This window comes from Streptomyces chartreusis NRRL 3882 (assembly GCF_900236475.1).
GTDB lineage: Bacteria > Actinomycetota > Actinomycetes > Streptomycetales > Streptomycetaceae > Streptomyces > Streptomyces chartreusis_D.
Window position 1 is genome coordinate 8,675,224 of the sequence record NZ_LT963352.1, and the last position, 26,158, is coordinate 8,701,381.

Consider the following 26,158-nt stretch of genomic DNA (forward strand, 5'->3'; position numbering starts at 1 on the left):
TACGTCCATCGGCTCGGCAACCGCCGGCTGCGACGTCGTGACAACGAGCCTCGCAGCAAATCACGACATCCTCAGTCATGTATTTCGATAGGGTTTCCGTATGCGCGCCGACCGGTTGGTCTCGCTGGTTCTGCTGCTGCGTCAGCGCGGTCGGCTGACTGCGGACACGCTGGCCAGGGAGCTGGAGGTGTCCACCCGCACCGTGCTGCGCGACATCGAGGCGCTGTCCGCGGCCGGCGTCCCGGTCTACGCCGAACGCGGCCGGCACGGCGGGTTCGCGTTGTCGCCCGGTTTCCGGACCGAGCTCACCGGTCTGAACCACGACGAGGCCCTTGCCTTGCTGACCGCCGGATCAGGGCGGGGCGAGCAGGTGTTCGGCCTCGGCTCGGCGCTCGCTTCGGCCATGCGGAAGGTGGTCGACGCGCTGCCCGAAGGCCACCGGGCCACCGCGAGCGACGCGGCCCAGCGATTTCTCGTCGACCCGGAGAGCGATCTGCTCTCACGTCGGCTGGTCACCGAAGAGGTGCCCGACACCATCATGATCGAGGTCCGGCGCGCGGTGCTCGCCGGCCACAAACTGCGCATCCACTACGCGGCCACGGGCCAGACACCACAGTGGCGCACGGTGGACCCGATCGGCCTGGTCACCGTACGCGACCGTGGCTACTTGCTGGCCACGAGATCTGGCGCGGACCGCACCTACCGGCTGTCGCGGGTGTTGGCTGCTGAAGAGCTCCCGGAAACGGCACAGCGCCCGAATCGGGTCGATCTGGACCGGGTCTGGCGGGAACGTTCCGCGCAGTTCCTCTTCGGTGGCGATCACATCACCGTCCTGGTACGGGTGAACCCGGCGCGACGGGAGGACCTTCTGGACGCCGCGCTGGCCGTCCGCGCAGAAGACCCCGAGGCAGACGGCTGGCTGCGGCTGGAGGTGACCTTCCAGGACTCACGACACGCCGAATGGGCGCTTTGGCAGCTGAGCACGGACGCGGAAGCCCTGGCCCCGCAGTCGTTGCGCACCGCCCTGCGCGACCGTGCGACTGCGATCGCCGCCTGCTACGGCGACTCGTCCTGAGCGTGAGACGCCCCTGAAGAAAAGGCGCAAGCTGTGACCGCGACCGTGCACCCCGCCGTGGAGCGGGCCGATGTGCTCATCGACCTGAAGCGGTGCGAGGAGGCCCGGGAGCTGCTGGCGCGGCGGCTCGCGGAGGACCCGGACGACGTCCGGGCCTGGGTCAGGCTCGCCTGCAGCCATCTCGGGGACGAGAAGGTCGGGCCGGAGGCCCTGGAGGCGACGGAGCGGGCGCCGGCGCTGGACTCCGAGGACATCGGGGCGCTCGTCATGCACGCGCACGCCCTGCGCGCCGCCGGCCGCTTCCTGGAGACCGAGGACGTGCTGAACGAGGTGATCCGCCTCGCCCCGGAACACTGGTACGGCTACGCGCTGCTCGCCGACTGGCTCTGGCGCGTCAGAGGGATCCGCCTCCGGGCGGGCCAACGGCGGCCAGGTCCGGCGCGAGGACCAAGGCGCCGCCCTGCGAGAGGCGGGCGATCTTGTTCAGGAGGCCATCCGGCTGGGACCGGAGGAGGTGTACGCCTACGAGGTGGCCTGGCTGATCGCCGACATGGCGGGCAACCGGACCGTCGCCGACCAGCTCGACGAGGCCATCCTCCGGCTCGACCCGCAGCACGAGCAGGCCCTGGCCCGGCAGACGAGGAAGGCGGCCACCGCACCCGGCCTCAAGGCGGCGCAGGCCGCCACCCTGTACGCCGACGCGCTGGCCGCCGCCCCGGACTCCGCGCCGATGCGCAGCGGCCTGGACGACGCCTCCTACCGTCTGCTGCGCGGCATCCGCTGGCTGGCCATGCTCTGCCTGGCCCTCGCCGGGGTGGGCATCGACCTGTACGCGACGGAGGGTGAGACCCAAAAAACGGGAGTTGCCGCTGCCGCTGGGCCAGGCGGCCTGGGCCATGGTCTGCGCCCTGCTGATCACCCAGATCCCGTGGACGGAACGCACGGTCCCGCAAGTGCTGTTCCGGGCGGGTCTGCCGGCGACGTTGGCGACGATGTGGTGAGACCGGGGCAAGGACGGCTGAAGACGAGCCGGTGGACCGTGGAGTCGGGGCACCCAACTGCACAAACACTGCGGCAGGTTGTAAGTGCTCACGGCATGATGCGTCGGGTGGACCCGATGAATGACACGCCGGACCGGCCCCGAACGCGGTGGGGGATATTCGCCCAACGGGACTTTCGCCTGCTCTGGGTGGGCGAGACCGTGAGTGGGCTGGGTAACAGCATCACCGTGGTGGCCTTGCCGCTGATCGCGGTCGAGGTGCTGGACGCCGGCGCCACCGCCGTCGGTCTGCTCGCTGCGTCGGTGTGGTTGCCCTGGCTGCTGGTGGGCCTGCCGGTGGGGGCATGGGTGGACCGGATGCGCAAACGGCCCCTGATGATCGCGTGTGATCTGGTGGCCGTCGCGGCACTGGTGAGCATTCCGCTGGCGGCGTGGCTCGACGCACTCACCTTTCAGCACCTGCTGGTCGCCGCGTTGACCTGCGGCACTGCGGCGGTGTGCTTCAACACCGCCTACCACTCGTACATCCGGATCGTGCTCGACGGCCGCGACCTCCTGGAGGGCAACGCCAAGCTGCAGGGCAGCGAGGCCGCCACCCGGGTCGCCGGGCCGGGGGCGGCGGGGCTGCTCGCCCAGGCGTTCGGCGCGGTCTTCGCGCTCCTGGTCGACGCGGTGACGTTCCTGGTCTCCGCGGTCTGCCTGAAGCGGATCGGCGTGGTCGAGCCGGACACCACTCCGCACGAGGAACGCGCCCCCCTTCGGCAGCAGATCTCCGAAGGGCTCCGCTTCGTGGGCCGGGACCGGTACCTGCGGCCGATGGTCGCCTGGGGTGCCGTGATCAACATGGCGCTGATGGGCTACCAGGCGGTCCAGGTCGTGTTCCTGGTCCGCACCGTCGGGCTGAACCCGGCCATGGTCGGACTGCTGCTGACCAGCGGCAGCACCGGCGGCATCGTGGGCGCCCTGGTGGCCACCAGGGTCAGCCGACGGTTCGGCACCGCCCGCGGGCTGCTTCTCCTGCAGATCGCCACCGCGCCGTTCGTGCTCCTCCTGCCCATGACCACGCCCGGACCGGGGCTGGCGCTGTTCGCGATGGGATCCTTCCTCGTCGGGACCGGCATCTCCGTGGCCAACATCGTGGTCGGCAGCTTCCGGCAGACCTACTGCCCGCCACACATGCTCGGCCGGGTCGTGGCCACGGCCATGATGATCAACCACAGCACCATCCCGATCGGGTCTCTGCTCGGCGGCATGCTCGGCGACGCCGTCGGATACCGGCCTGCCATGTGGATCATGACGGGCATCGTCGCACCCTCCTGGCTCATCCTCGCCATGAGCCCGATGCGCCGCGAGCGTGACCTCCCGCAGACCCACGAGCTGGAACAGGCGCACACCAAGGGCTGAAGAAGGCGGCTTGGTGTGCCTCATGCGGGCGTGTGACACCCTGTCCGGCACGGTTTCGGCTACGAGCCCGGGGGCGGCGTCCCCCCGTGCCGGTGCAGGCCGGATTCGTCAATGGAGGAGAACCAAGACAGTGCTGCACGCGGCCCGTGGGCTGCCGAACGGCCCGCTTCGCCGATCTGGGCATGCCGGGCCTCGCCGACCGCAAGTGCACCGGACGCCCGCCCTCCTGCACCCCGCTGCACGCCGCTCAGGTCAAGGCCTCGCCTGCCAACTGCCCGCCGAGACCGGCACGCCGCTGTCCCGCTGGACAACGCCCGAACTGGCCAGCGAGGCCGTCAAGCGCGGCATCGCGCCCTTCCTGCCGGCCTCCACCGTGCGCCGCCGGCTCGCTCAGGACGCGCCCAGCCGCGCACCGGCTGGTCCACACCCTGGCGCCAGGAATGCCGACTGGCCGTTCTCTGGAACGGCACGGTCGGCATGACTCTCCTGGACCACGAGCCGGGAGAGGGGCTCGCCGTGGTGCCGCCGATCGACATGCCGCCGAGCCGGGTGGTGGTGGCATGGAACGAGGGCGACACCAATCCACTGATCCGCTCGTTTGCCGAGACCGCGATCGCCGCCTACCGCGAGCGTCCGGCCATGACTCCTCCGTCGACCTCGTCGTCTCCTCCGTCGGTAGCCCGTTGAGGCAGAGGCCGACCACGGTCACGGTCTGGGCGGTGCCTGGCTGTTGACGGGCATGCCCAGCCGCTCTGCCACGGTGGTGAGCGCTTTCCCCAGCGGGAGGGAAACCCTGGTGAGGGCGTGCTGGTCGCCCCGGGTCGGGTCCCGGTTGACGATCAGGACCGGCTTCCCGGCTTGGGCTGCCTGGCGGACGAAGCGGAGCCCGGACATCACCGTCAGCGAGGAGCCCAGGACCAGCAGTGAGGTCGCCGCACGGACCAGCTCCCGGCAGTGTTCGACTCGCTGCCGCGGAACGGCTTCGCCGAAGAACACCACGTCGGGTTTGAGGATGCCGCCACAGACCGTGCAGGGCACCACGCGGAAGTCTCCGACCTGTTCTTCCGTGAGGTCGGCGTCACCGTCGGGATTGATGCCTGCGGCCACCGGCGCGAAGCCCGGATTGGCCTCCTCCAGCCGCTGGGCGAGTTCGCGGCGCGGGCTGAAGGCGCCGCAGGAGAGACAGACGACCCGGGCCAGGGTTCCGTGGAGTTCCACGACGTCCTCGCTGCCTGCGGCCTGGTGCAGGCCGTCCACGTTCTGGGTGATGACACCCGAGAGCAGGCCGTGTTGCCCGAAGGCGGCCACGGCCCGATGTCCGGCGTTGGGGCGGGCTCGGCCGAAGGTGCGCCAGCCGAGGTGGCTGCGCGCCCAGTACCTGCGCCGGGCGTGTGCGTCGGCGGTGAAGTCCTGGTAGGTCATCGGAGTGTGCCGGCTCAGACTGCCCCCCTCACCCCGGTAGTCGGGGATGCCCGACTCCGTGGAGATTCCCGCTCCGCTGAGGACCAGCACACCTCGGGTGCTCAGCGCATCGGCGACCGGCTCCAGATCGGTGGTACCCGGCGGCAGGTCCTCGGCAGGGGTCCAGCTCAGGGTGGGGCGCATGCGCATGCCGTCAGGGTACGGAACAGCAGCCGGGCGATGACGGCCGTAGCCCGCGCGTACCGGCGTGGCCGCTCCGTCCCCGTCGCTGACGCTCTTACCCATTTTTAATAGGGAAACTATATAGGTCAGTGATATTAATCGAAGGGTGGACGAGATGGAGCCGGAGGAGATCGCCGGAGCGTTGGCCGACGTCGCGGGCGCCGTGGTGCGGAGCCTGGTGGACCGTCGCGGCATGAGCTTCACGACCGCCTCCACGCTGGGCCGGCTGGAGCGGGAAGGGCCGAGCCGGCTGACCGCGCTGGCGGTGGCGGAAGGAGTCGCTCAGCCGTCGATGACCCAGCTCGTCCAGCGGCTGGAGAACAAAGGGCTGGCCACACGGGTCAGCGACCCCGACGACGGACGGGTGACGCTGGTCGCCATCACCGATGCCGGGCGTGACGTGCTGGCGGAGCGCAGAAGGGAGAGGAACGCGAGGCTGGTCCGCCGGCTGGCCGCGCTCTCGGAGGACGAGCGGCGAGCCCTGGGCTCGGCGATGCGGACCGCCCTGCCACTCGTGCGGCGGATCGTCGACGAGCCCGCAGGCTTGAACGGCCAACCGGACGACATGGCCTGACCGGGAGAACCGCCGGTCGCTGTCCAGGGCCGTCGAATCCCCGCGCCGCCAGAACCGGACGGATGCCCACCGGCGCCCCGTCCGGTCCGGGCGGATGCCCACCGGCGTCCGGCGCCCGCGCTCCATCCGCCCCCTGTCCGCCGCGGAAGGCCTCGAGCCGCCCGCCGCGGATTCGAAGTCGGCGGAGCCCGCGGGCTCCCACGGAAGGCAGCAGAGAGAGCAGCCCCATGGCTACTGAGGAATCGACCCACGGCACGGCCGAAACACGCCCCGCCCGGCAACGCGGACGCAGCGCATGGATCGGCGTCGACCACCCCCGATACAAGTGGGTGGCACTGACCAACACCACACTCGGCATCCTGCTCGCGACCATCAACAGCTCGATCGTCCTGATCTCCCTGCCGGGGATCTTCACCGGCATCCGGCTCGATCCGCTCCAGCCGTCCAATGTCAGCTACCTGCTGTGGATGCTGATGGGCTACATGCTCGTCACCGCCGTGCTGGTGGTCGCCCTCGGCCGGCTCGGCGACATGTGGGGCCGGGTCCGCATCTACAACGCCGGATTCCTGATCTTCACCCTGACCTCGGTGATCCTCTCCCTCGACCCCTTCCACGGAGGGAGCGGGGCGCTGTGGCTGATCGGCTGGCGGATCGTGCAGGCCCTCGGCGGCGCCATGCTGATGGCCAACTCCGCTGCCATCCTCACCGACGCCTTCCCGGCCCGGCAGCGGGGCATGGCGCTCGGCGTCAACATGGTCGCGGGCATCGCCGGGTCGTTCCTCGGCCTGGTGCTGGGCGGGGCACTGGTGACGTGGAACTGGCGCTCGGTCTTCTGGGTCAACGTGCCGATCGGCCTCATCGGGACGGTGTGGGCGTACAAGTCGCTGCACGAGACCGGCGTGCGCACGCCGGGACGCATGGACTGGTGGGGCAACCTCACCTTCGCCGTCGGGCTGACCGCGCTGCTCGCCGGCATCACCTACGGCATCCAGCCGTACGGCGGCCACACGATGGGCTGGACGAACCCCTGGGTGCTGGCCGGGCTGATCGGCGGCGTCGTCGTCCTCGTCGTCTTCTGCGTGATCGAGGCGAGGGTCGCCGAGCCCATGTTCCCCCTGCGCCTGTTCCGCGACACCGCCTTCGCGGGCGGCAACGCGGCCGCGCTGCTGGGCGCCATCGCCCGGGGCGGGCTGCAGTTCATGCTCATCATCTGGCTGCAGGGCATCTGGCTGCCCCTGCACGGCTACGACTACGCCGACACCCCGTTGTGGGCCGGGATCTACATGCTTCCGCTGACCATCGGCTTCCTGGTCGCCGGCCCCGTCTCGGGATACCTGTCGGACCGGTACGGTGCGCGGTTGTTCGCCGCCGCCGGGTTCGTGGTGATGGCCGCCTCGTTCGCCGGACTGCTCGCCCTGCCCACCGACTTCGGCTATGGGGTCTTCGCACTGCTGATCTTCCTCAACGGCCTCGGTGGCGGCCTGTTCGCCGCCCCCAACACATCGATCATCATGTCGAGCGTGCCGGCCGAGGCCCGCGGCGCCGCCTCGGGCATGCGCGCCACGTTCCAGAACGCCGGCATGGTGCTGTCCATGGGCGTCTTCTTCTCGCTCATGGTGGCCGGGCTCTCCGGCTCCCTGCCGCAGACGCTCAGCTCCGGGCTGACCGCCCAGGGCGTCCCGGCCCAGGCCGCGCACGCCGTCGCCCAACTCCCGCCAGTGGGAGTCCTGTTCGCCGCCTTCCTCGGCTACAACCCCGTCCAGAACCTGCTCGGTCAGAGCATCCTCGGCCAGCTGCCGCCGGCCAACGCCGCGAAGCTGACCGGCCGGGAGTTCTTCCCGCACCTCATCTCACCGCCCTTCCACGACGGCCTGGTCGTGGTCTTCTCCCTGGCCATCGCGATGTCCCTGGCCGCCGCGGCCGCCTCGCTGATCCGCGGGCGCGCCCAGGCGGCTCCCGCCACGACCGCGGAGGCCGCCTCCCCACCGGCCGCGGCGAGCGCAGCCGCGGCCGGCGACGCGAACACCCCCACCGTCGTCTGCCGGGTGGAGGACCCCGCCGGACGCCCCGTCGCCGCTGCCACGCTCACCCTCGTCGACCGTCGCGGTCACCAGACGGCCCGAGCCCGCACACGCGAGGACGGCGGCTGCGTCCTGCCCCGGCCGCGCCCCGGGTCCTACACGCTGGTCGCGTCGGCCGTGGGCCACCAACCGCGGGCCGTCGACCTCGCCGTCGGCGACCAGCCGGCCTCCTGCACCGTGACGATGGCGCGCGCCACGGGCCTGCGCGGCACCGTGCGGGACGCGGACGGCACACCGGTGACGGAGGCGACCGTCGTGGTCATCGACGCCCACGGCGACGTCGTCTCCACCACGACGACCGGCCCGGACGGCGGCTACGCCCTCCTCGGCCTGCTTCCGGGCCCGTTCACCCTCCAGGTGAGCGCGCACGGGCACCGCCCGGTGGCCGCACCGGTCGAGGTCGGCCCGAGCGACGCCACGGGGCACGACGTGACGCTGAACCCCGCAGGTGCGCTCGCCGGCACCGTCCGCCACGGCCGCACCGGCCGGCCCGTCGCCGACGCCCGCATCACCCTGCTCGACACCGACGGCATCCCCGTCGCCACGGCGGTCACCGAGGACGACGGCCTCTACACGCTCACCGACTTCGCCCCCGGCGCCTACACGCTCGTCGCCGCCGGCTACCCGCCGGTCTCCTCCACCGTCGTCCTCGACCACGCCGACACCACGACCGTCGACCTGGAACTCGTCCAGCCCACGGAGTGATCCGTTGAACGCGGACACATCGGTAGCCCCTAGCCGACCCACGCCTGAGGACACAGGCGGCGGCCCACTCGTTGGAGCGCCTGACCGCAGCCCAGCGGGACACCCTGACCGGTCACATGTTCACCCGGATCCCTGGGGATCGGATCCACCTCACGAAAGGACACCGAACGTGGCCCACAGCGCCCTGCTCGTGATGGACGTCCAGCGGTCCATCGTGGACCGCTTCGGCAACGGCGGTGGCTACCTGGCACGCCTGCGCGAAGCCGTCGGCGCCGCCCGGGCGGCGGACCTGCCCCTGGTCTACGTCGTCGTCGGCTTCCGCCCGGGCCATCCGGAGATCAGCGCCCGCAACAAGACCTTCGGCGCCGCCGCACGGTCCGGCGCGTTCACCGCCGAGGACCCGGGCAACGAGATCCATCCCGACGTCGCTCCCCGTCCGGGCGACATCGTGGTCACCAAACGACGGGTGAGCGCGTTCGCGGGCAGCGACCTCGAGATGGTGCTCAGGGCGGGCGAGATCGACACCCTGGTCCTCACCGGCATCGCCACCAGCGGAGTCGTGCTCTCCACCCTGCGCCAGGCGGCCGACCTGGACTTCGGACTCACCGTCCTGGCGGACGGGTGCCTGGACGCCGACCCCGAGGTGCACCGCGTCCTCACCGAGAAGGTGTTCCCCAGGCAGGCGGACGTCCTCTCCGTCGCCGAGTGGGCCAGCACGCTCCCGGTGTGAGTCTGCGCTGTGCCAGTACGTCGACCGGCGGGCCGCACAGAGCATCGGGCAAGGCATGGCAACTTCTCCACCAAAAGCCCGCAAGAATGGCAAATCAACGGGGGTCCGAGCAGATGATCATGCCATCGTGCGAGCCATGACGACACAGCCCCTCCTCGATGACTGGCGCCGCGCCCCCCTGCGCGCCATGGCGAACAAGGTCCCGGAAGTGACCGCCTGCTTCTGGATCATCAAGGTCCTGACGACCGGCATGGGGGAGACGGCATCCGACCTCCTGGCCCGCGTGCTCGGCCCGATACCGGCGGTCGCGCTCGGCGGACTCGCTCTGGTCGCCTCCCTGGCCGTCCAGTTGACCGTCCGCCGCCACATCGCGTGGGTGTACTGGACCGCCGTCGTCATGGTCAGCGTGTTCGGCACGATGGCGGCCGACGTCCTGCACGTCGGGCTCGGCGTCCCCTACGCGGTGTCGACCCCCGTCTTCCTCGCCGTGCTGGCCGCCGTCTTCGGCCTCTGGTACGCGAGCGAGCGGACGCTGTCCATCCACGGCATCCACACCCGTCGCCGTGAGGGGTTCTACTGGGCGGCCGTCCTGGCGACGTTCGCCCTGGGTACGGCCGCGGGTGACCTCACCGCCACGGCCGGCCTCGGCTACCTGGGTTCGGTCGGCCTCTTCGCGGCCGCGATCTGCGTACCGGCCCTGGCCCACCGCTGGGCCGGCCTGAACGCGGTGGCCGCCTTCTGGTCCGCGTACATCGTCACTCGCCCCCTCGGCGCATCCCTCGCCGACTGGATGGCGGTCGGTCAGTCCCGCGGCGGTCTGGCACTGGGCCTGGAGCCCGTCACCCTGGCCTGGACGGTGGCCATCCTGGGCTTCGTCGCCTACCTGGCCACATCGCAGCGCGGCAGGCGCCCCGCCTGACGGGATCAGCCCTCTTGCCTCACGGGCCGCAGCGACACGGGCACGGCGGCGGCCCGTGAGGCACTGGCGCGGGGATCGTAGTGGCATGAAAGAGCAGCGGTTCGACGTGTGGGCGGCCGCGGCCGCCTATGAGCGGTTCATGGGCCGGTGGAGTCGTCTCGCGGCGGAGGAGTTCGCGACGTGGCTCGACTGCGCTGACCATCTGCGGTGGCTCGACGTGGGTTGCGGCACCGGTGCCCTGTCGGCAGCGGTGACCGCCCGGTGTCGGCCCCGCATGGTGGTGGGAGTCGACCGTTCCGAGGCGTTCGTGGGCTCGGTCCGGGTCCCAGGTCCCGTCTCGGCACGGTTCCTCGTGGCGGACGCGATGTCACTTCCCGTGCGCGACGGCGCCATGGACGTCGCCGTCAGTGGCCTGACACTGAATTTCCTTCCTCAGCCCACCGCGGCAGTGGCCGAGATGGCCCGGGTGGTCCGGCCGGGCGGCCGAGTCGCAACGTATGTGTGGGACTACGCCGGCGGCATGAGCTTCCTGCGCCGGTTCTGGGACGCTGCCGTCGCAGTGGACCCGTCCGCAGCCTCGCTGGACGAAGGCCGTCGATTCCCCGTATGCCGTCCGGAACGGCTGCACAGGCTGTGGGCGGACGCGGGACTCGTCGATGTGTCGACCGCCCCGATCGAGGTGCCCACCGTCTTCGCGGACTTCGACGACCTGTGGGAGCCCTTCCTGGCGGGGCAGGGCCCCGCACCCGGCTACGTGGCGTCCCTTGCCCCGGCCGACCGGGACCAGGTACGTGACGCGCTCAGTGCGGCTGTCACGAGGAGGCCGGACGGTGCCATCGCGCTCACCGCCCGGGCCTGGGCTGTGAGCGGCCGGAGGCCAGTCCGCGCAGCAGCGAGGTGAGGGGCGTTCACCCGAGTGTGCCCTCCTAGGTGCTGGGCGGCGTCGGGGTGGTCCACCGGGGCCAGGACAGGTTCCAGTCGCCGTCCCCGTTGTCGAGCGCCACCGGCTTGGACGGGTTGACGACCCGGACCAGGTCTCCCGGTTCCACGGTGTCGTCGCTCGGCCTGGGCGGCGCCGACGAGGCCGTGCTCGCCGCACACCCGGCCAGAGCGAGCACGGAGACGGCGGCGAAGGCGGCGAGGTGCGCCATCTCGTTCGCGGACCGGCGCCTTTGCGGCGCCTGCCTCATGATTCTCACAGTCTCCTCCCCGGGCGGTGTGGACGACGTCACGTGCCGAGGGCGGAATCGCCACCACGGAATTGCCGCTAACCGTCTCGCAGATCCGAGCCGGCGTCGTTGTCCCGGATGGTGACCGGCTGATCGTTCTGGAGTTCACCGAAGAGGGTCTTGGCCTGTGCCATGTTCCACAGCACCGCGTCACCGGCGTTCGGTGTGTAGTCGTTCGCGTTCGCGATCGGGACCGTCAGCTCGTGTCCCTTTCCGCCGGAGATCCCCTTCAGTCCCAGGAACATCCGCGCCAGCTCGTACGGGGTCATCTCCTTGTCCACGTTCAGGGTCGCGAGACCCGCGTCGAGCGCCGGGTAGAGCCGGAACGGGTTGAGGAGCGTGGACGGGGTCTCCGCCTGGTGGGCGACCGCGGCCAGGAACTTCTGCTGGTTCGCCATTCTGCTGAGGTCCTGGCCCGCTTCCTGGTGGCGTTCCCGGACCAGTTCGAGGGACTGACCGCCGTCCAGCTTCCGGCACCCCGCCTTGAGGTCGGCCCCTGAGGCCTGGTCCACGATCGGCCGGTCCAGGCACACGGTGACGCCACCGAGCGCGTTGACGAGATCGACGAAGCCACCGAAGCCGATCTCCGCGTAGTGGTCGATGTGAACGCCGGTGTTGTACTCGACGGTCTCGGCCAGCAGTTGGCCACCGCCCAGGGAGAACGCCGAGTTGAGCTTGTTCGTCGTCGCCGGATGCCGCACGCCGTTCGGGCCGGTGAAGGCCGGGATGGTCACGTAACTGTCGCGCGGCAGACTCACCAGGGTGTCACCATGGGCGCCGATGTGCAGCAGCATCGTCGAGTCGCTGTTTCCGTACGGGCCCTCGTCGTCGTTGCCGGTGTGCAGGGCCTTCCGCTGCTGCGGCGTCAGGGTCTGGCGGTTGTCGGAGCCGGCGATGAGATAGGTGGTGCCCTGGTCCGGCGGCGGCCGGTCCGGCAGTTCGCCGAGGTTCACCGTACGGTCCAGCTTCTCCTCCGCCCAGGCGTATGTGCCTGAAAAGACCGCGAGCACCGTGAAAAGCAGCGCCAGCACGCCTCGGGTGATTCTGCGGCGCCCGTTGTGCGGCCGTACCCCCGGCGCCGGATCACGTTTCATCCGGACCTCCCTGAAGGTGAGCGTCACCGCGCCGAACGGTGCCGTTCGATGTTCGCTGCCCCTCAGCCTAGGGATCGACCGAACATTCCCAGAGAGGGCTGCCGAATCTTGACCCTTGTCGGGGAAGTTCATGAGAAAAACGGCATGGATTCCCTACCCGGGCCTTATGGCAATTTCACGCGGATGGCGCGTAATAAGGAACGTAATAAGGAATCAACGCCGGGCACAGGGGAGGCGTTCGACCATGATGGCTGTCGTATCCCACGTCAGTCGCACCAGGCCACTCGGCCGGTTCGCCGCCGCCGGTGCCCTCGGTGCCGGAGCCGCGGTGCTCTTCGGGCTCGCCCGGTCCCTGTTCCGCTACGGCTGCGACGCCGCTGCCACCGTTGCCGTCTTCGCCGCCGTCACCGGTTCCGTGCTCGCGCTCGACGGACTCGTACGCCGACGCCCGGTGCCTCGATGGCTGCGCCGACTCATCACCCGTGCGTGCGTCCTCGGCCTCGGAGCGGTCGTGTTGCTCGCGGCAGCGGGAGGTGTCCTCTTGGCAGCCACTCCGGGGGTGGGTGACGCGGAGGTCCGGGTGCGCGCCCAGGCCGTCGCGCACGCGGTGAGCGACACGGATGCGGCCACGCCCCCCAAGGTCGCCGCGGCGCTGGTGGCCACCGAGGACGCACGTTTCTGGCACAACCCCGGCATCGACCCCGTCGGAGTGCTGCGTGCGGTGGTGTTCTGGGCACGCGGCCAAGGGGGCGACGGAGGGGGCGCCACCATCGAGCAGCAACTCGCCAAGATGCTCTACACCGACGGGCAGCGCACCCGGCGCGACCAGCTGGAGCAGGTCGCGTTGGCCGTCAAGCTCGCTCATGCCTGTCCCAAGGCCGAGATTCTGCGGATGTACCTGTCCACCGCGTACTTCGGCCACGGCTACTACGGTCTGGACGCGGCCGCACGCGGGTACTTCGACAAGAGTCCCGCCCAGCTGGACTGGCCCCAGGCAGCCCTCCTCGTCGGCCTGGTCCAGGCACCTTCCGCCTACGACCCCCTCCACCACCCCGATCTCGCCGAGCAGCGCCGCGCCGAGGTCCTGCACCGCCTGGAGGCCGTCGGCGACCTGACCCCACGCCAGGTCAAGACGTTCGCCGCCGCTCCGTTGGACGTCTGAAGCCGGGCCGGCCGCCGGCGTCGAGTCGGCCGCAGCCCTGAAGGACCTCAGCGAGACGCACAGCACAACCTTGTGGGCGGGTCGTGAGTCCTCTGATCGATCACGTCGTGATCGGAGCCACGAGGAGACCGTCATCAATCCCATACGCAAGACCCTGACCGCCACCGCCGTCGTCGGAGCCGTCCTCGCGGGCTCGGCCGCCTGCGGGACGGTGGAGCAGCTGTCCGCCGGCAAGAAGCTCGACCGGGCCTTCGAGAAGCTCGGCAAGAAGAACACGCTCTCCTTCGAGCTCGACCTGGACACCGACGTCACGTCCCTGAAGGCACTGGACGCCGGGTCGGACCCCGCGCCCGGTGAGGAGATCCCGGACGAAGCGGCCGAGCTGCTCAGCGGCGCGAAGATCACCGTGACCGTGCAGTCGAAGAAGCCGCTCGACGAGTCAGGTGAGAAGGACCTCGTCGGCACCGCCATGAAGCTCAGCACCCCGGACGGTGACCTCGCCGAGTACCGGATGATCGGCGACCGCGCCTACGTCCGTGCCGACCTGGACGCCATGGGCAAGATGTCGGGCAGCCCCGTGCCGGACGCCGACGATCTGCCCCCGGAGGCCGGGGCGTTGAAGGACGTCATCGAGGGCAAGTGGGTGACGTTCAGCACCGAGGAGATGGACAAGGCCGTCGCCGAGGGCCAGGAGGCCGAGGGCGGTCCCGCCCCCGCGCCGTCCCTCGACGCAAAGACGCAGAAGAAGCTCGTGAAGGCCCTCCGGGAAGTCATCGCCCGTGAGGTGGAGTTCAAGACGACCGGCGGCGGGGACGGCACCGAGCACGTCACCGCCACGGCCCCCTTCCGCACGCTGATCACCGAGCTGTTCGGTGAGATCCGCCCGCTGGCGAAGGACCTGCCGCCGGGCATGGGGCTGCCGACGGACAAGGACCTGAAGGACGCTCCCAACGCCAAGGTGACGGCGGACTTCACGCTCAAGAACGGCGAGCTGGCCCAAGTGGACGTGGCCCTCGCCAAGTTGGCCGAGAACGCCAAGGTCAAGAAGCTGGGCCTGACGCTGCGGATGCGGGAGGGCACCAGGCCCACCGCTCCGGCCGGTGCCACCGAGCTCGACCTGAACGAACTCATGAACGGTTTCTTCGCCGGCTCGCCGATGAGTGACGCCGAGTTCGACGAGAGCGGTCTCGCCGGCGAGGACGTCCCACTGGACGACATCTGACCGGGCAGAGTGCGGGTTCCCGCCGCTCCTCGGGGGATGAAGGCGGAACGGACCCGTACGGGGAGGACCCCTGGCAGGCGGTCGGCCTGGCAGGGGTCCTTGCCGGTCCGGCGTGTGTCAGCCGTCGGACTCCACCGACGGGATGTAGGCGCCGGGCACGTCGTTCGGGGCGTAGATCTTCTTCTCGCCGGGGTACGGGCGCGTCCAGTTGTGGGTCTGGTACCAGGTGAGGTGGTTCATCTGGGCCGGGTTGGCGTAGTCGGGGATGGCGTGGGTGCCGGTCAGGTGCTGCTTGGACTTCCAGGCGTCCCATTCGGCGGCGAGGGACTTCTTGTCCGCCGGCACCTTCGCCGACGGTACGGCCGCGGCCTCGGGGTCCTGGGCGGCGGGGGTGTCCAGGCCGCAGGACGGCGGGGTCTTCAGGCCGTCGGTCAGTGACGTGCGGTTGGGCAGTGCGGTGAACGGCGTGTAGTCGGGGTGCCCGGTGAACGCGCCCTGCATGGGGGTGGCCGCGCTGTCCTTCTGGTTCATCGGATGGATCCCGAGGATCTGCTCGATGGTGCGGATCATCGTGATCTGCGAGTAGTAGTGGCTGTCGACGGTGCCGTGCTGGGCCCAGGGGCTGATGATCTGGACCGGGGCACGGTGGCCGTCGACGTGGTCGAGCCCGGCCTGGGAGTCGTCCTCGACGACGAAGATCGCCGAGTCCTTCCAGTACTTGCTGTGCGAGATCCTGTCGATGATCTTGCCGGTGGCCAGGTCGTTGTCGGCGACCTGGGCGGCCGGGCTCGCCGGGCCACCGGTGTGGTCGCTGGAGAGCCAGAACATGTTCAGGTTCGCCGGGCCGTTCTTCTCGAAGTCCTGCTTCCAGATCTCGTACCGGTACAGGTCCGGGACGCTGGTGTCGAACTTCGGGAAGCCGGGCACCGACACGCTGTTGAGCGAGGGGATCGGTGAGGAGGAGTTCAGCGGGTAGGCGGTGGCCCGGCCGGTCGCGTCCATGTCCTTGGCGTCGCAGTACAGGTTCTGCCAGCTGGCGCCGGACGGCTTGGTCAGGAACTGCTGGAACTCGCCGAAGTCCCGCACGCTCTTGCCGGCCGCCTGGGCGCCCGTCCACAGGAAGCCGGTCTTCTGGTGGCCGAGGGCGTCGTCCTCGGTGTCGTAGCTGCGCGCGTACTCGCCGGCCGAGGACTCGGTGTACTCGGGGTTGTCGGCCTGCATGAGCCAGTTGTGGCCCTCGGCGGAGTTGGTGCCGATGTCGTAGGTGTTGTCGTACAGCCCGAACTGCTCGGCCAGGGCGTGCTGGTTGGGCGTCACGTTCTCGCCGAACTGCGTCAGCGACGGATCGCCGTTGCCCTGGGGGATGTCACCGAGGACCTGGTCGTAGGTGCGGTTCTCCTTGACGATCAGGAAGACGTGCTTGATCGTCGACGGGTCGCCGATCCGCGCCGGAACCGGCTGCGGCTTGGCGCGGCTGTGGCCCTTGGCCAGCGGGACGGAGCCGGCGCTCCAGCCGTTCTGCTGGAAGACCTTGGCGGTCTGGGAGCGGATGACACGGTCGCTGGGCAGGGTGAACTGCGTCAGGCTGGAGGTCGTGTCGTGGGTGCCGTGGCCGGCGCTGTCGGGGCGGCGGGCGTCGATGCCGCGGGTGTTGGAGACGACGACCTTCCTGCCCACGGTGGTGATCTCGGCGGGGAAGTAGTCCGTCGGGAGGAGCCCGATGTAGCTGACCGGCTCCTGCGGGGAGGTGTAGCGGTAGACGGCGACGGCGTTGGCGCGGCCGAGCGTCACCAGCAGGTGGCCGTCGTCGGTGAGGGTCACGGCGTCGGGCTCGTAGCCGACCGAGGCCTCCGGCCACGGCTGGGTGGAGATCGTCTGTACGACCTTGTCCTTGGCGGTGTCGATGACCGACACGTTGTTGTCGGCCGTGTCGGTGACGAACACCGCGCCGCGCCGGGCGTACACGGCGGTCGGGTGCAGGCCGACATCGATGGTGCCGACGGCGGCGGACGGGTCGGCCAGGTCGATGACACTGACCGTGCCGGTGGTGGTGGCGCCGGTCTTCGGGTCGGCCGGCACCTGCGTGCCGTAGGAGTTGAGCGTGGAGTCGCCGGCCTTCGCGGGCCGACCGCCCTCGTTGCTGACGTAGAGCTTGTCGCCCACCCGGGCCATGCCGCGCGGGGCGTTGCCCACCGCCCAGCTCCGCTTGACGGTCCCGGTCGCCGCGTCGATCGCGACCACTCGGTTCTGGCCGTTGACCGCGGCGTACACGGTGGAACCGTCGGCGGAGAACACCGCCGCGGCGACCAGGGCCTGCTTGCCGCCGTCGGCCGGGATGCTGACCGTCACCGGGTCGGCGAGGGTGCCGTCCGCGTTCACCGTGAACTTGGTGTAGCCGTCGGCCTGGCCCAGCCACAGCTGCTTGCCGTCGGGTGAGTACGTCGGACCCTCCTGGCCGACGGAGCCGCTGCTGATGCGCAGGTCGTCGGCGGCGTTGGTGCCGACGCGCTGCTTGATCCGCCCGGTCGCGAGGTCCACGACGACCAGTGCCGCGTCGCCGTCGGTGACCGCTGCGGCGAGGTGGCTGCCGTCCGGGCTGACCGTCGACGACATGATCTTGCCGTCGTTGATGAGGAGGCGGTCGCCGTACGGGGCGATGTACTGGTCGGCGGAGACGACCTGGCCCTTGCCGGTGACCTGGCCGACCTGGTCGGTGCCGAACTGGCGGGTCTCGGCGACGGCGGTGCCGGTGGCCAGGGCGGCCGTGGTGATGCATGCCGTGACCAGCGTGGCCCGGCGGCCGACACGTCTGCCCAGCAGGTCGTAGTACTTCTTCTCAGCCTGCCGGCGGCGGCGTGCTATCTGCATGTCATTCCTTCGGATTCGGCGAGTTCGGGGGGTGGCCGTAGAGGGTCCGGGGGGCCCGGAGGGCATCGGGGGGGCGGAGAGGAAGAGTTCAGGGAGTCGGCGACTCCGGTGAGGTGGCGAGGAGGTCGACGTTGCCGTCGAACTGCCACAGCGGGTTCGGTGCGTCTCCGCTCGGAGTCCGCACCAGGAAGTAGCCGTTCACTTCCTTCGGTCCGTCGCCGTCGGCGACGAAGCGCCCGTCTGCCGTGATGTCGAGCTGGTAGACCGCCGACCCGGTGGCCGCGACGCCCGGCAGGTGCCAGGAGACGACGCACCGCCAGTCGTTGCCCGGCCCCTGGGCGCCGTCCTGGACACCGGCCTTGGTGCACGCCGCCCCGGTCCTCAACTGCGCCTCGGTGACAGCGGGCCGGTGGAGCTGGTCGGTCTGCAGGCGGTACAGGTGGGCGAACTCGGTGGCGAGCGAGTGCTGCACCTTGGCCTGCTCGATCCCGGAGCCGGTGGCCGTGGTCGTCGCCGCCACGACCGCGACCGTCACGCCGAGCAGCCCCGCGAGCGGCAGGGCCGCCGTGGTGACGGCGCGGCGCGCCGAGCCGTCGTCGGTGGGGTTGGTGAAGTCGCGCCGCAGGAAGAGGACATAGGCCAGCGCCGTGGCCGTCAGGGCCCACAGGAGACTGACAACGATGCCGATGAGGAGCGGCGTGAGCTGTGCCGGGCTGGTGAACAGGCCGTTCCAGGTGAGGAAGGCGTCGCCGGGCAGGGCGAGGCGTACGGCGACGGGGAGCGGCAGCATCTGGGCGAGCTGCATCGCCGGCGCGACGATCGCGGGCAGCAGCAGACCCATCGGGGAGCGCCCGAGTACGACCGACCCGAGGAGCCCGATTCCGGCGAGGGCCAGGGCCGGGGCGAGCACACAGGCCCAGGCGAGCAGGACCGTGCCGGCGGCGTCCCCCGGCGCGAGCAGATGACCGTCGAGGCCGACCAGGGGCCGATCGCCGACGGCCAGCAGCCCGCCGACCGTGCTGGAGACGGGCAGCCCGGCCACGAGCAGCAGGATGACGGTGAGACCGGCCAGTGCCTTCGCCGCGAAGATCCGGCGGGGTGAGCGGACGGCGACGAGGAGGTGGCGCCAGGTGCCGAGCCGGTCCTCGGAGGCGAACACGTCCCCGGCGACGACGGAGGTGAGCAGCGGAAGCGCCCAGGTGCCGGCGAAACCCAGCGTCACCAGCGGCCCGGCCCACCCGGTGGCGTGCATCCAGCGGCCGAAGAGGGTGTCGGTGGGCAGCGTGCTCTGCGCGCTCACCCCGGCCACGAAGAGCGCCGGCGCGATCCAGCAGGCCAGGAGCAGGAGGCGGATCCGCCACTGGGAGAGGAGCTTGACGACTTCGAAACGGTAGCTTCGGGCAACTGTGACGCCCGCTGCGGTGGTGTGCGCTTGCGCGGCGGGCGTGGCGGGCGCGGCGGTGGGGGTGGGGCGCGGGGTCGGGGTCGTGGTTGCGGTCATCGACCGGTCTCCTGGTGCTCGGCGTCGGTCTTCTGCTGCTCGGTCAGGGCCAGGAAGGCCGCCTCCAACGGGGAGAAGACCGGGCGGAGTTCGCGCAGCGCGATGCCGTCGCGGACGAGCCGCACCACCAGGTCGTCGAGGGCGGGCACCAGTGCGCGCACCACGAGCACCGCCCCGCCCTGGCCTCCCGTGGCGTCGTCGGGCAGGTGGATTCCCGGCGCGCCGGCGGCCAGCCGGCGTGCGCGCTCCGGGTCGGACGTGACCAACCGGTAGTCGAGTTCACGGTTCTCGGCGGCCAACTTGCCCAGCGGCCCGGAGAAGACGATCCGCCCGGTCGCGAGGATGGTGACCTCGGAACACAGGGCCTCCAGGTCGTCCATGCGGTGGCTGGAGAGCACGACGCTCGTCCCCTCCCGCGCGAGCCGGGTGAGAACACCGTGGACGTGCTTCTTCCCGGCCGGGTCCAGGCCGTTGCAGGGCTCGTCCAGGACCAGCAGCCGCGGTGTGCTGAGCAGGGCCGCGGCGAGGCCGAGCCGTTGACGCATGCCCAGGGAGAAGCCGCGGGTGCGGTCTTCGGCGACGTCCGCGAGCCCCACCTGCTCGAGTGCGTCGTCGATCCCGGCCGACCGCGTGTCGTCGCCCCGCAGAGCGGCGAGCGCGGCGAGGTTCTGCCGGGCGGTGAGCGAGGGGTACAGCCCCGGCCCGTCCAGGAACCCGGCGACACCGCCGGGTGCTTCGAACGCCCGGCCCACCGGCGTGCCGAGGATCTCCAAACGTCCGCTGTCCGCCACGGCCAGGCCGAGAAGGAGGCCGAGCAGGGTCGTCTTCCCGGCCCCGTTCGGACCGACCAGGCCGTGGATCTGTCCCTGCGTCACATGCAGGTCGACGCCGTCGAGCGCGACGACGTCGCCGAAGCACTTGGTGATGCCGCGAGCCCGGATCGCGAGCTGTGAGTCCATGAGCCCCTTCTTTCGGAAAGCCTCATGGACCCTAGAAAGCACACACGACACCGACAGGGATCACCGGCTGAACGCTCAGGGAACGGAACCCCATACGGGAGTCAAAAGGCGTCCGACGCCCGCGTGCGTCGGCACGGCGATCAACTCCGCCGGCGTACCGGTCCAGGACCGTCCAGCCCCGCAGGGGCAGCCGCACGTACGTCACGGGGGCTCGCGCCGAGTTCACGGCGGCAGGCCTTGTTGAAGGCCTGGAGATCGGCGATGCCCACGGCCGCGGCGATGGCGGTGATGGACAGGGTGGAGGACAACAGGAGGTGGCGGGCGCGTTGCAGGCGTCGGTGCCGGATGTACGCCACGACCGTGAGGCCGGCTTCGGCACGGAACACGCGCGTCAGGTGTGTGTGGGAGATCCCGACGGCGCGAGCGACGTCCGGTACGGACAGCGGGCCGGCCAGGTGTTCCTCGATGTAGGCCTGGGCGGCTGCCACGAAGGGGTGGCGGTGCCCCGCTCCGTCGTCCCTCGGCAACTCGGCGATGCGCCACAGAGCGGTCCAGACCTCGGCCGTGGCTCGCCGGGGAGAAGTCGGCATGGCCGTCACGGCGTGCCGGAGCAGATCGGCCAGACGGGTGCTCTCGGCCCCGGCGTCCCGCATCACCGGCACCACCCGCGTGGTTCCGCCCTCGTGCAGCCGCAGATGGACGTAGAAATGCTCCGACCTGCCCCGGTAGTGAAAGTGCACCTCCGTGTTCGGCGGCACCAGGCTGACGTGGCCGGGGCGTATGGGGTGGACCGACTGCCCGAGGGACAGAGCACCCTCGTAGTTGTAGAGGTGCAGCTGCCACAGGTCGGGCAGCCGGAAGACGTCGTGGGCGGTGGAGACGCCGTGCACCCCGATGCCGGCATCGACCACGGTGGGCGCCTCGTCGAGCCGCAGTGTCACGTGTTTCACGAGGACGGAAAATTACCAGCACTGGACGATTTCAGCCCACGACCGGCCCGGACAGGGCACGTACGTTCGTCGCATGTCAACCAGCAAGCAACTCCTGACATCGGTTCAGGTGGCGCGCTTCGTCGCGCAGGGATTCCTGCGCCTGGACGGGGTGGTGCCGCAGGAAATCAATGAACGGGCCGTCGCGGCCTTGACCGAGGGCCTGCCGGCAGTGTCCTACGGCACTCCGCTGGGCGGGGCGTTCGCGCAGGACACCTTCGTCCACGAGCTGCTCGCCCTGCCGGTCGTCGCGGGCGCTGTCGAGAGCCTGGTCGGCCCCGAGCCGACCGTCGACCACCATGCGGTGCATGTGCGCGAGCCGCACGAGGGACAGGCGCAGCCGCTCCACGGAGACGCGATCATCGACGTGCGGCCGGACGCGTTCGACATCCAGCTCATGTACTACCCGCACGAGGTGACCGCCGAGATGGGCGGCACCCTCAGTGTGCCCGGAAGCCACCTGCGCAGGATCAACGAGACGGACGTCGGCCGCGTCCAGAACCTCAGGGGGCAGACCCGTCTGACCTGCCCGGCGGGCACGGTCGTCCTCGTGCACCACGGCATCTGGCACAGTGGCCGCCGCAACGACACCGCGGGCCGTCGCTACATGTACAAGCTCCGCCTCAACCCGACCGTGCCGCAGGTGCGGCTGTGGGACGTCTCCGACCTGCACGACCCTGCGGTGACCGCGGAACTCAACACGCACTTCCCCTGGTACGAGTGGGCCACGGCCCGACTGGAGATCTACAACCGGGTCCTCCTGTGGCGGGCCCTGACCGGTGACGACTCGTTCGACGTCGACTACTGGGTCACGCGCGTCAGCAACCGGCCGACCTTGAGGAGTCACGCATGAGGCAGCAGGTTCTGGTCCTCTATCTCGCGACGTCGGCTCTGGACTCCGACGTCGTCGGCTGGTCCCGGTACGACGGGACCGGCCGGACCCGTCCGACGACCGGTGACAGCGACGAGCCGCCCTATCCCACCGGGCTTGCCGCGCTGCACGACGGGTGGCGCCTGTTCCAGGCCGCCCAGTTGCTGCCGCCTCAGTCCGGTCACGAGTACGACGTCTCCTTCCTCAAGCACGAGTTCTTCTTCGAGAAGGTGGAGGACAGCTCTCGCCCGTGACCCGGCGCATGCGCGTCAGTGCCGCTCCGGCTGGGGGAGGGGCTGAGCGCACCAGATGGTCTTGCCGTTGGTCGTGTGCCGGGTGCCCCACCCCTCGGTGAGCTGGGCGACGAGCAACAGTCCTCGGCCGCCCTCGTCGAAGGCGCGGGCCCGGCGCATGTGCGGAGCGGTGTTGCTGGCGTCGGAAACCTCGCAGATCAGGGAAGTGTCGCGAATCAGCCGCAGCCTGATCGGCGGCTCGCCGTATCTGATGGCGTTGGTGACCAGCTCGCTGACGACCAGCTCGGTGACGAACGCCGCCTCCTCCAGGCCCCAGGCGTCCACCTGGTCGACGGCGAACTTCCTGGCGACGGGCACCTGCGCGTGGTCGGGCTCGACGTCCCAGTCGGCGACGTGGTGGCGAGCCAGCGCGTGCGTGCGAGCCAGCAGCAGGGCGGCGTCGTCGGTGCGGCGATCGGGGAGCATGGCGTCCATCACCGTGTCGCACAGGGCCTCCAGCGAGGTGGCCGAGGGGTTCAGGGCTCGCTGCAGTTCGGTGATCCGCTGGTCGACGTCGCGCTCGCGGCTCTCCACCAGTCCGTCGGTGTAGAGGGCGAGCAGGCTGCCCTCGGGCAGCTCGAGCTCGGTGGCCTCGAAAGGCAGCCCACCGATCCCGAGCGGCGGTCCGGGCTGCGCGGTGACGGGTGTCCTCGTGCCGTCCGGGGAGATGATCAGCGGCAGGGGGTGGCCGGCGCTCGCCAGCGTGAAGCGTCGGGAGACGGGGTCGTAGACGGTGTACAGGCAGGTGGCACCGGACTCGCCGGCGGGCTGGAAGTGGCCGGCGGGCTGGAGGTCGCTGGCGAGGTGGAGGACCAGGTCGTCCAGGTGGGTCAGCAGCTCGTCCGGCGGCAGGTCGACGTCGGCGAGGGTGCGGACCGCCGTGCGCAGCCGCCCCATGCTGGCCGAGGCGTGCAGGCCGTGGCCGACGACATCGCCGACGACCAGGGCGACCCGGGCGCCGGACAGCGGGATGACGTCGAACCAGTCACCGCCCACTTCCGTGCCGGTCCCGCCGGGCAGGTAGCGGGACGCCACCTCGACCGCCTCCTGGTTGGGCAGCCCCTGCGGCAGCAGGGTGCGTTGCAGGGTCAGCGCGGTCGTGCGCTCGCGCGAGTACCGGCGGGCGTTGTCGATGGCAACGGCTGCCTTGGCGGTCAGCTCTTCGGCGAGGATCAGGTCATCGGCGGTGAAGGCCTCGGGCCGGTCCAGGCGGGAGAAGGCGACGACCCCGAGCAGCGCGCCGCGCGCCCGGAGCGGCACGGTGATCCGGCCGGTCATCCCCTCCGCGGCAAGGGACTCGTCGATCAACGGGTTGCCCGGTGGCCAGTGGGCCGGGTCGGCGGCGAGTCCGGGTCCGAAGGCCCATTCGCCGCCCTGGCCGGGTCCAGCCGCGAGCTGGACCGTGGACCTGCCGGTGGCCATGCAGCGGGCGGCGACGGAACCGGGAGTGTGGCTGACCGGCGTCGTGGGCCCGGGAGCGCTGTTGGTGTCCCCCTTGGCGCTGTGCTGCGCGGCACGGCTGAGCACGATGGTCTCGCCGGGGGTGAACGCGGACGCGGAGGGCGGTTCCTCTCCGCGCAGCACCTCGTCGAAGAGATCCACGGTGACGAGGTCGACGAACCCCGGCACCGGGGTCATGGCCAGTTCCTGGGCGGTGCCGATCACGTCCAGGGTCCGGCCGATGCCGCCGCTGGCCTCGTTGAGGAGGAGCAGGCGCTGCCGAGCCCAGTACTCGGCGCTCATGTCGAATCCCCAGTTGGCGATCGCGCGGACCCTGCCCTCGGCGTCTCGGACTGGCCAGATGCTGGTGGCCCAGGCATTGGCGTAGTCGCTGCCGCGCGGGCGGAAGACGGTGATCAGACGCGTGGGCTCACCCGTCCTCGCCACTTGGGCGAGCGCGTCGGTGTAGGGCTTGTCGTCCCTTTCGGGAAACAGCGTGCGGTCGAATTCGGGAAGCACCTCGCGGTACTTCTTGCCGAGCACTTGCTCCTCGGAGTGCGCGATCACCCGGGCCGAGGAGGCGTTGATCCACAGGAACCGCAGATCGGGGTCGTAGACGCCCAGAGCGAAGGGGCTCTGTTCGAAGGCCCGGTCGGCGACCACCGGGCGGCGTCCCCACCGCTGAATGGTCACCACGTGGCCCAGCGCCCGCCCGTCGGGGCCGAGCAGCGGGTGAGCCGTCACCACGGCGTCCACCGTGGAACCGTCCCGGTGGCGCAGGGGGATGGACCCCGTCGGATCGGGACCGACGCCGTAACCCTTGGGGAAGCCGGGTGGCGGGGGATCGACCAGCAAGTCGGTCACGGGGCGCCCGATGGTGTCCTTCGCCGTCCAGCCCAGCAGGAGCCTGCCCCCCTCGCTCCAGCCGCTCACCAAGCCCTCCGGGTCCACCACGGCAACGGCAGTGGGCGCGTCCTGCTTGCCGGTCATCTCCACGCGCCACGCCTCCTCCGGACAGCCGTGCCCGTCAGGGCTGGTTTCCAGCGGCTGCTTCCAGACTAGATCGGCCTCCGCTCCGCGGCGCTCGGAGCAGCCCTACTCGTCGCAAGGCCGCGATGCCCAGGCGGGGGATCTTCGAGAGACCAACATCGTCGCAGCTCGCGGACCCAGGGGGAGACCACCCCAGACCTCGCAGGAATCTTGGAACCGACCCTTGTGCGCCCATGGACGTCCACTCAGCCTCGCAGCGGTGGTGAAGCGCTTCGACTGCGCTCCCCTCCTCGGGACCGAGCCGGACAAGCTTGGCAAGGCCCGGCAAGGTCCCTCGGCAGATTCGGCTGGGCCGCGACCGTCGGGAGGCGATGAGGATGCCGTGGGCGGCGGCCCCGGATCAGTAGCCGTAGATCATCTTGTAGGCGACCTCCGGGAGGAACTGCCCGGCCGAGGAGCCGGTGCCCACGCCGCAGTTGCCGTCGGACTCGCCCGGGACCTTGATCCACAAGAGCATCTCGGCGCCTCCGCCCAGCTGGGTGGGGGTGCCGATACGGCGGCCTGAAGGGTTGCACCACTGGCCGTTGGAGCCGTTGCCGTTGCGGCTGGTGTCCACGACGAACGGCTTGGTGTAGCCGTACCGGGCGCTGAGTTCCCTGTTGACGGCGGCGCCGTACGCGGTGTTCTCGGCCGTCGTCAGGTAGTTGGAGACGTTGAGCGAGAAGCCGTGGGCCTGTCGCAGGCCCGCTTCGTGAAGGCGCCGGGCCATGGTCGCCGGGCTCGCCCAGGCCGGGTTGCCGGCGTCCATGTAGACCCAGGTGTTGGGGGCCTGACGGTTGAACGCCGCGAGCGCGCCGGTGAGCATGCCCCTGCGTTCGTCGATCTGGGCCTGGTTCATGCAGCCGTAGTCCCCGAGGGAGTCCGGTTCGAGGATGACGACGGCCGGCCGGCCGCCGATCCCGCCCGCGAACTGGGAGATCCAGTTCGCGTAGGCGGACGGCGAAGACGCTCCGCCCGCGGAGTGCCCGCCGCAGTAGTCGCGGTTGTAGATGTTGTAGGCGACGAGGATGGGCAGCTTGTCCCGGGCGTCCGCGGCGCCCGCGTACGCGCCGGTGGCGGTGCCGATGGTGCCGCTCCAGGAGCCGAACCAGCGGGCCGTCGGGGTGTTGGCGATGGAGGCGTTGATCGCGGGCGTCCGGCCGTCACCGGGGTTGGCGGCGACCCACCGCTTCGCGCTGGAGTCGGGGTCCGCGTAGAACCCGTTGGTCATGGTCGTCGGGTCGGCCGCGTGGGCGGAGGGGGCGGCGGTGAGCGCCAGCGGCAGCGAGGAGAGGGCTGCCACCAGGGCGAGGAGTCTGCGGCGCATGACATTACCTCGGCTTTCTGACGGGGATGCGTCCGAAGGTCG

Annotated in this window: 20 protein-coding genes and 3 pseudogenes; 14 read left to right on the forward strand and 9 right to left on the reverse strand. The window is 70.6% G+C overall.

Annotation, left to right across the window (positions count from 1 at the left end):
• Positions 1 to 100: 100 nt before the first annotated feature.
• The 4 genes and pseudogenes from SCNRRL3882_RS39135 (at position 101) to SCNRRL3882_RS39150 (ending at position 4,166) form a co-directional block, all read left to right on the forward strand.
• Complete coding sequence (locus tag SCNRRL3882_RS39135) at positions 101 to 1,075, forward strand: helix-turn-helix transcriptional regulator (protein WP_010038391.1); 975 nt, start codon at positions 101 to 103, stop codon at positions 1,073 to 1,075.
• Positions 1,076 to 1,147: 72 nt separating this feature from the next.
• Positions 1,148 to 1,195: pseudogene (locus tag SCNRRL3882_RS42060) on the forward strand (hypothetical protein); the annotation flags it as partial.
• 394 nt (positions 1,196 to 1,589) lie between these two features.
• On the forward strand, positions 1,590 to 3,479 hold the full coding sequence (locus SCNRRL3882_RS39145; RefSeq protein WP_231911204.1) for an MFS transporter: 1,890 nt from the start codon (positions 1,590 to 1,592) through the stop codon (positions 3,477 to 3,479).
• 477 nt (positions 3,480 to 3,956) lie between these two features.
• Complete coding sequence (locus tag SCNRRL3882_RS39150) at positions 3,957 to 4,166, forward strand: hypothetical protein (RefSeq protein ID WP_010038400.1); 210 nt, start codon at positions 3,957 to 3,959, stop codon at positions 4,164 to 4,166.
• Positions 4,167 to 4,184: 18 nt separating this feature from the next.
• On the opposite strand, the gene SCNRRL3882_RS39155 is transcribed toward SCNRRL3882_RS39150, so the two are convergent.
• Positions 4,185 to 5,090: an NAD-dependent protein deacetylase gene (locus SCNRRL3882_RS39155; protein WP_029181070.1), complete on the reverse strand. Its 906-nt coding sequence runs from the start codon at positions 5,088 to 5,090 to the stop codon at positions 4,185 to 4,187.
• Between the two features lie 148 nt (positions 5,091 to 5,238).
• Between SCNRRL3882_RS39155 and SCNRRL3882_RS39160 the strand changes: the two genes are divergently transcribed.
• The 6 genes and pseudogenes from SCNRRL3882_RS39160 (at position 5,239) to SCNRRL3882_RS39180 (ending at position 11,033) form a co-directional block, all read left to right on the forward strand.
• Entirely contained in the window at positions 5,239 to 5,697 is a 459-nt protein-coding gene (locus SCNRRL3882_RS39160) for a MarR family winged helix-turn-helix transcriptional regulator (protein WP_010038403.1), read from the forward strand.
• Between the two features lie 227 nt (positions 5,698 to 5,924).
• Positions 5,925 to 7,655: pseudogene (locus SCNRRL3882_RS42065) on the forward strand (MFS transporter); the annotation flags it as partial.
• 135 nt (positions 7,656 to 7,790) lie between these two features.
• Positions 7,791 to 8,483, forward strand: a pseudogene (locus SCNRRL3882_RS42070) (carboxypeptidase regulatory-like domain-containing protein); the annotation flags it as partial.
• A 169-nt stretch (positions 8,484 to 8,652) separates the two neighbouring features.
• The gene (locus tag SCNRRL3882_RS39170) at positions 8,653 to 9,213 is read left to right on the forward strand and encodes a cysteine hydrolase family protein (protein ID WP_010038405.1); all 561 of its coding nucleotides are present in this window, start codon (positions 8,653 to 8,655) and stop codon (positions 9,211 to 9,213) included.
• A 136-nt stretch (positions 9,214 to 9,349) separates the two neighbouring features.
• Positions 9,350 to 10,132, forward strand: a complete 783-nt coding sequence (locus SCNRRL3882_RS39175; RefSeq protein ID WP_010038406.1) for a membrane protein — start codon at positions 9,350 to 9,352, stop codon at positions 10,130 to 10,132.
• Between the two features lie 85 nt (positions 10,133 to 10,217).
• Positions 10,218 to 11,033, forward strand: coding sequence for a class I SAM-dependent methyltransferase (locus SCNRRL3882_RS39180; protein ID WP_010038408.1), 816 nt, complete (start codon positions 10,218 to 10,220; stop codon positions 11,031 to 11,033).
• Between the two features lie 25 nt (positions 11,034 to 11,058).
• On the opposite strand, the gene SCNRRL3882_RS39185 is transcribed toward SCNRRL3882_RS39180, so the two are convergent.
• Both SCNRRL3882_RS39185 and SCNRRL3882_RS39190 read right to left on the reverse strand, forming a co-directional pair.
• The gene (locus SCNRRL3882_RS39185) at positions 11,059 to 11,322 is read right to left on the reverse strand and encodes a hypothetical protein (protein WP_158688401.1); all 264 of its coding nucleotides are present in this window, start codon (positions 11,320 to 11,322) and stop codon (positions 11,059 to 11,061) included.
• 77 nt (positions 11,323 to 11,399) lie between these two features.
• Positions 11,400 to 12,455, reverse strand: coding sequence for an LCP family protein (locus SCNRRL3882_RS39190; protein WP_063738899.1), 1,056 nt, complete (start codon positions 12,453 to 12,455; stop codon positions 11,400 to 11,402).
• Positions 12,456 to 12,699: 244 nt separating this feature from the next.
• On the opposite strand from SCNRRL3882_RS39190, the gene SCNRRL3882_RS39195 reads away from it, so the two are divergent.
• Together SCNRRL3882_RS39195 and SCNRRL3882_RS39200 are read left to right on the forward strand one after the other, a co-directional pair.
• Positions 12,700 to 13,617, forward strand: coding sequence for a biosynthetic peptidoglycan transglycosylase (locus SCNRRL3882_RS39195; protein ID WP_010038412.1), 918 nt, complete (start codon positions 12,700 to 12,702; stop codon positions 13,615 to 13,617).
• Positions 13,618 to 13,828: 211 nt separating this feature from the next.
• Positions 13,829 to 14,839, forward strand: a complete 1,011-nt coding sequence (locus SCNRRL3882_RS39200; protein WP_010038427.1) for a hypothetical protein — start codon at positions 13,829 to 13,831, stop codon at positions 14,837 to 14,839.
• Positions 14,840 to 14,956: 117 nt separating this feature from the next.
• Here the strand turns inward: SCNRRL3882_RS39200 and SCNRRL3882_RS39205 are convergent, their stop codons facing one another.
• From SCNRRL3882_RS39205 to SCNRRL3882_RS39220, 4 genes are all read right to left on the reverse strand, one after another.
• Positions 14,957 to 17,707, reverse strand: a complete 2,751-nt coding sequence (locus SCNRRL3882_RS39205; protein ID WP_010038430.1) for a bifunctional YncE family protein/alkaline phosphatase family protein — start codon at positions 17,705 to 17,707, stop codon at positions 14,957 to 14,959.
• Positions 17,708 to 17,795: 88 nt separating this feature from the next.
• Positions 17,796 to 19,208, reverse strand: a complete 1,413-nt coding sequence (locus SCNRRL3882_RS39210; RefSeq protein ID WP_010038433.1) for an ABC transporter permease — start codon at positions 19,206 to 19,208, stop codon at positions 17,796 to 17,798.
• The gene (locus SCNRRL3882_RS39215; protein WP_010038434.1) at positions 19,205 to 20,167 is read right to left on the reverse strand and encodes an ABC transporter ATP-binding protein; all 963 of its coding nucleotides are present in this window, start codon (positions 20,165 to 20,167) and stop codon (positions 19,205 to 19,207) included. Before SCNRRL3882_RS39215 ends, SCNRRL3882_RS39210 begins: the two co-directional genes overlap by 4 nt.
• Before the next feature lie 140 nt (positions 20,168 to 20,307).
• Complete coding sequence (locus tag SCNRRL3882_RS39220) at positions 20,308 to 21,108, reverse strand: AraC family transcriptional regulator (protein WP_078602797.1); 801 nt, start codon at positions 21,106 to 21,108, stop codon at positions 20,308 to 20,310.
• An 82-nt stretch (positions 21,109 to 21,190) separates the two neighbouring features.
• Between SCNRRL3882_RS39220 and SCNRRL3882_RS39225 the strand changes: the two genes are divergently transcribed.
• Positions 21,191 to 22,009, forward strand: a complete 819-nt coding sequence (locus SCNRRL3882_RS39225; RefSeq protein WP_029181071.1) for a phytanoyl-CoA dioxygenase family protein — start codon at positions 21,191 to 21,193, stop codon at positions 22,007 to 22,009.
• Positions 22,006 to 22,281, forward strand: coding sequence for a hypothetical protein (locus tag SCNRRL3882_RS39230; protein ID WP_010038437.1), 276 nt, complete (start codon positions 22,006 to 22,008; stop codon positions 22,279 to 22,281). Before SCNRRL3882_RS39225 ends, SCNRRL3882_RS39230 begins: the two co-directional genes overlap by 4 nt.
• 15 nt (positions 22,282 to 22,296) lie before the next feature.
• Here SCNRRL3882_RS39230 and SCNRRL3882_RS39235 read toward each other — a convergent pair whose 3' ends face one another.
• Complete coding sequence (locus SCNRRL3882_RS39235; protein ID WP_040902990.1) at positions 22,297 to 24,750, reverse strand: SpoIIE family protein phosphatase; 2,454 nt, start codon at positions 24,748 to 24,750, stop codon at positions 22,297 to 22,299.
• 400 nt (positions 24,751 to 25,150) lie between these two features.
• A complete protein-coding gene (locus tag SCNRRL3882_RS39240) occupies positions 25,151 to 26,116 on the reverse strand; it encodes a glycoside hydrolase family 6 protein (protein ID WP_010038444.1) in 966 nt (321 codons plus the stop codon).
• Positions 26,117 to 26,158 lie beyond the last annotated feature (42 nt).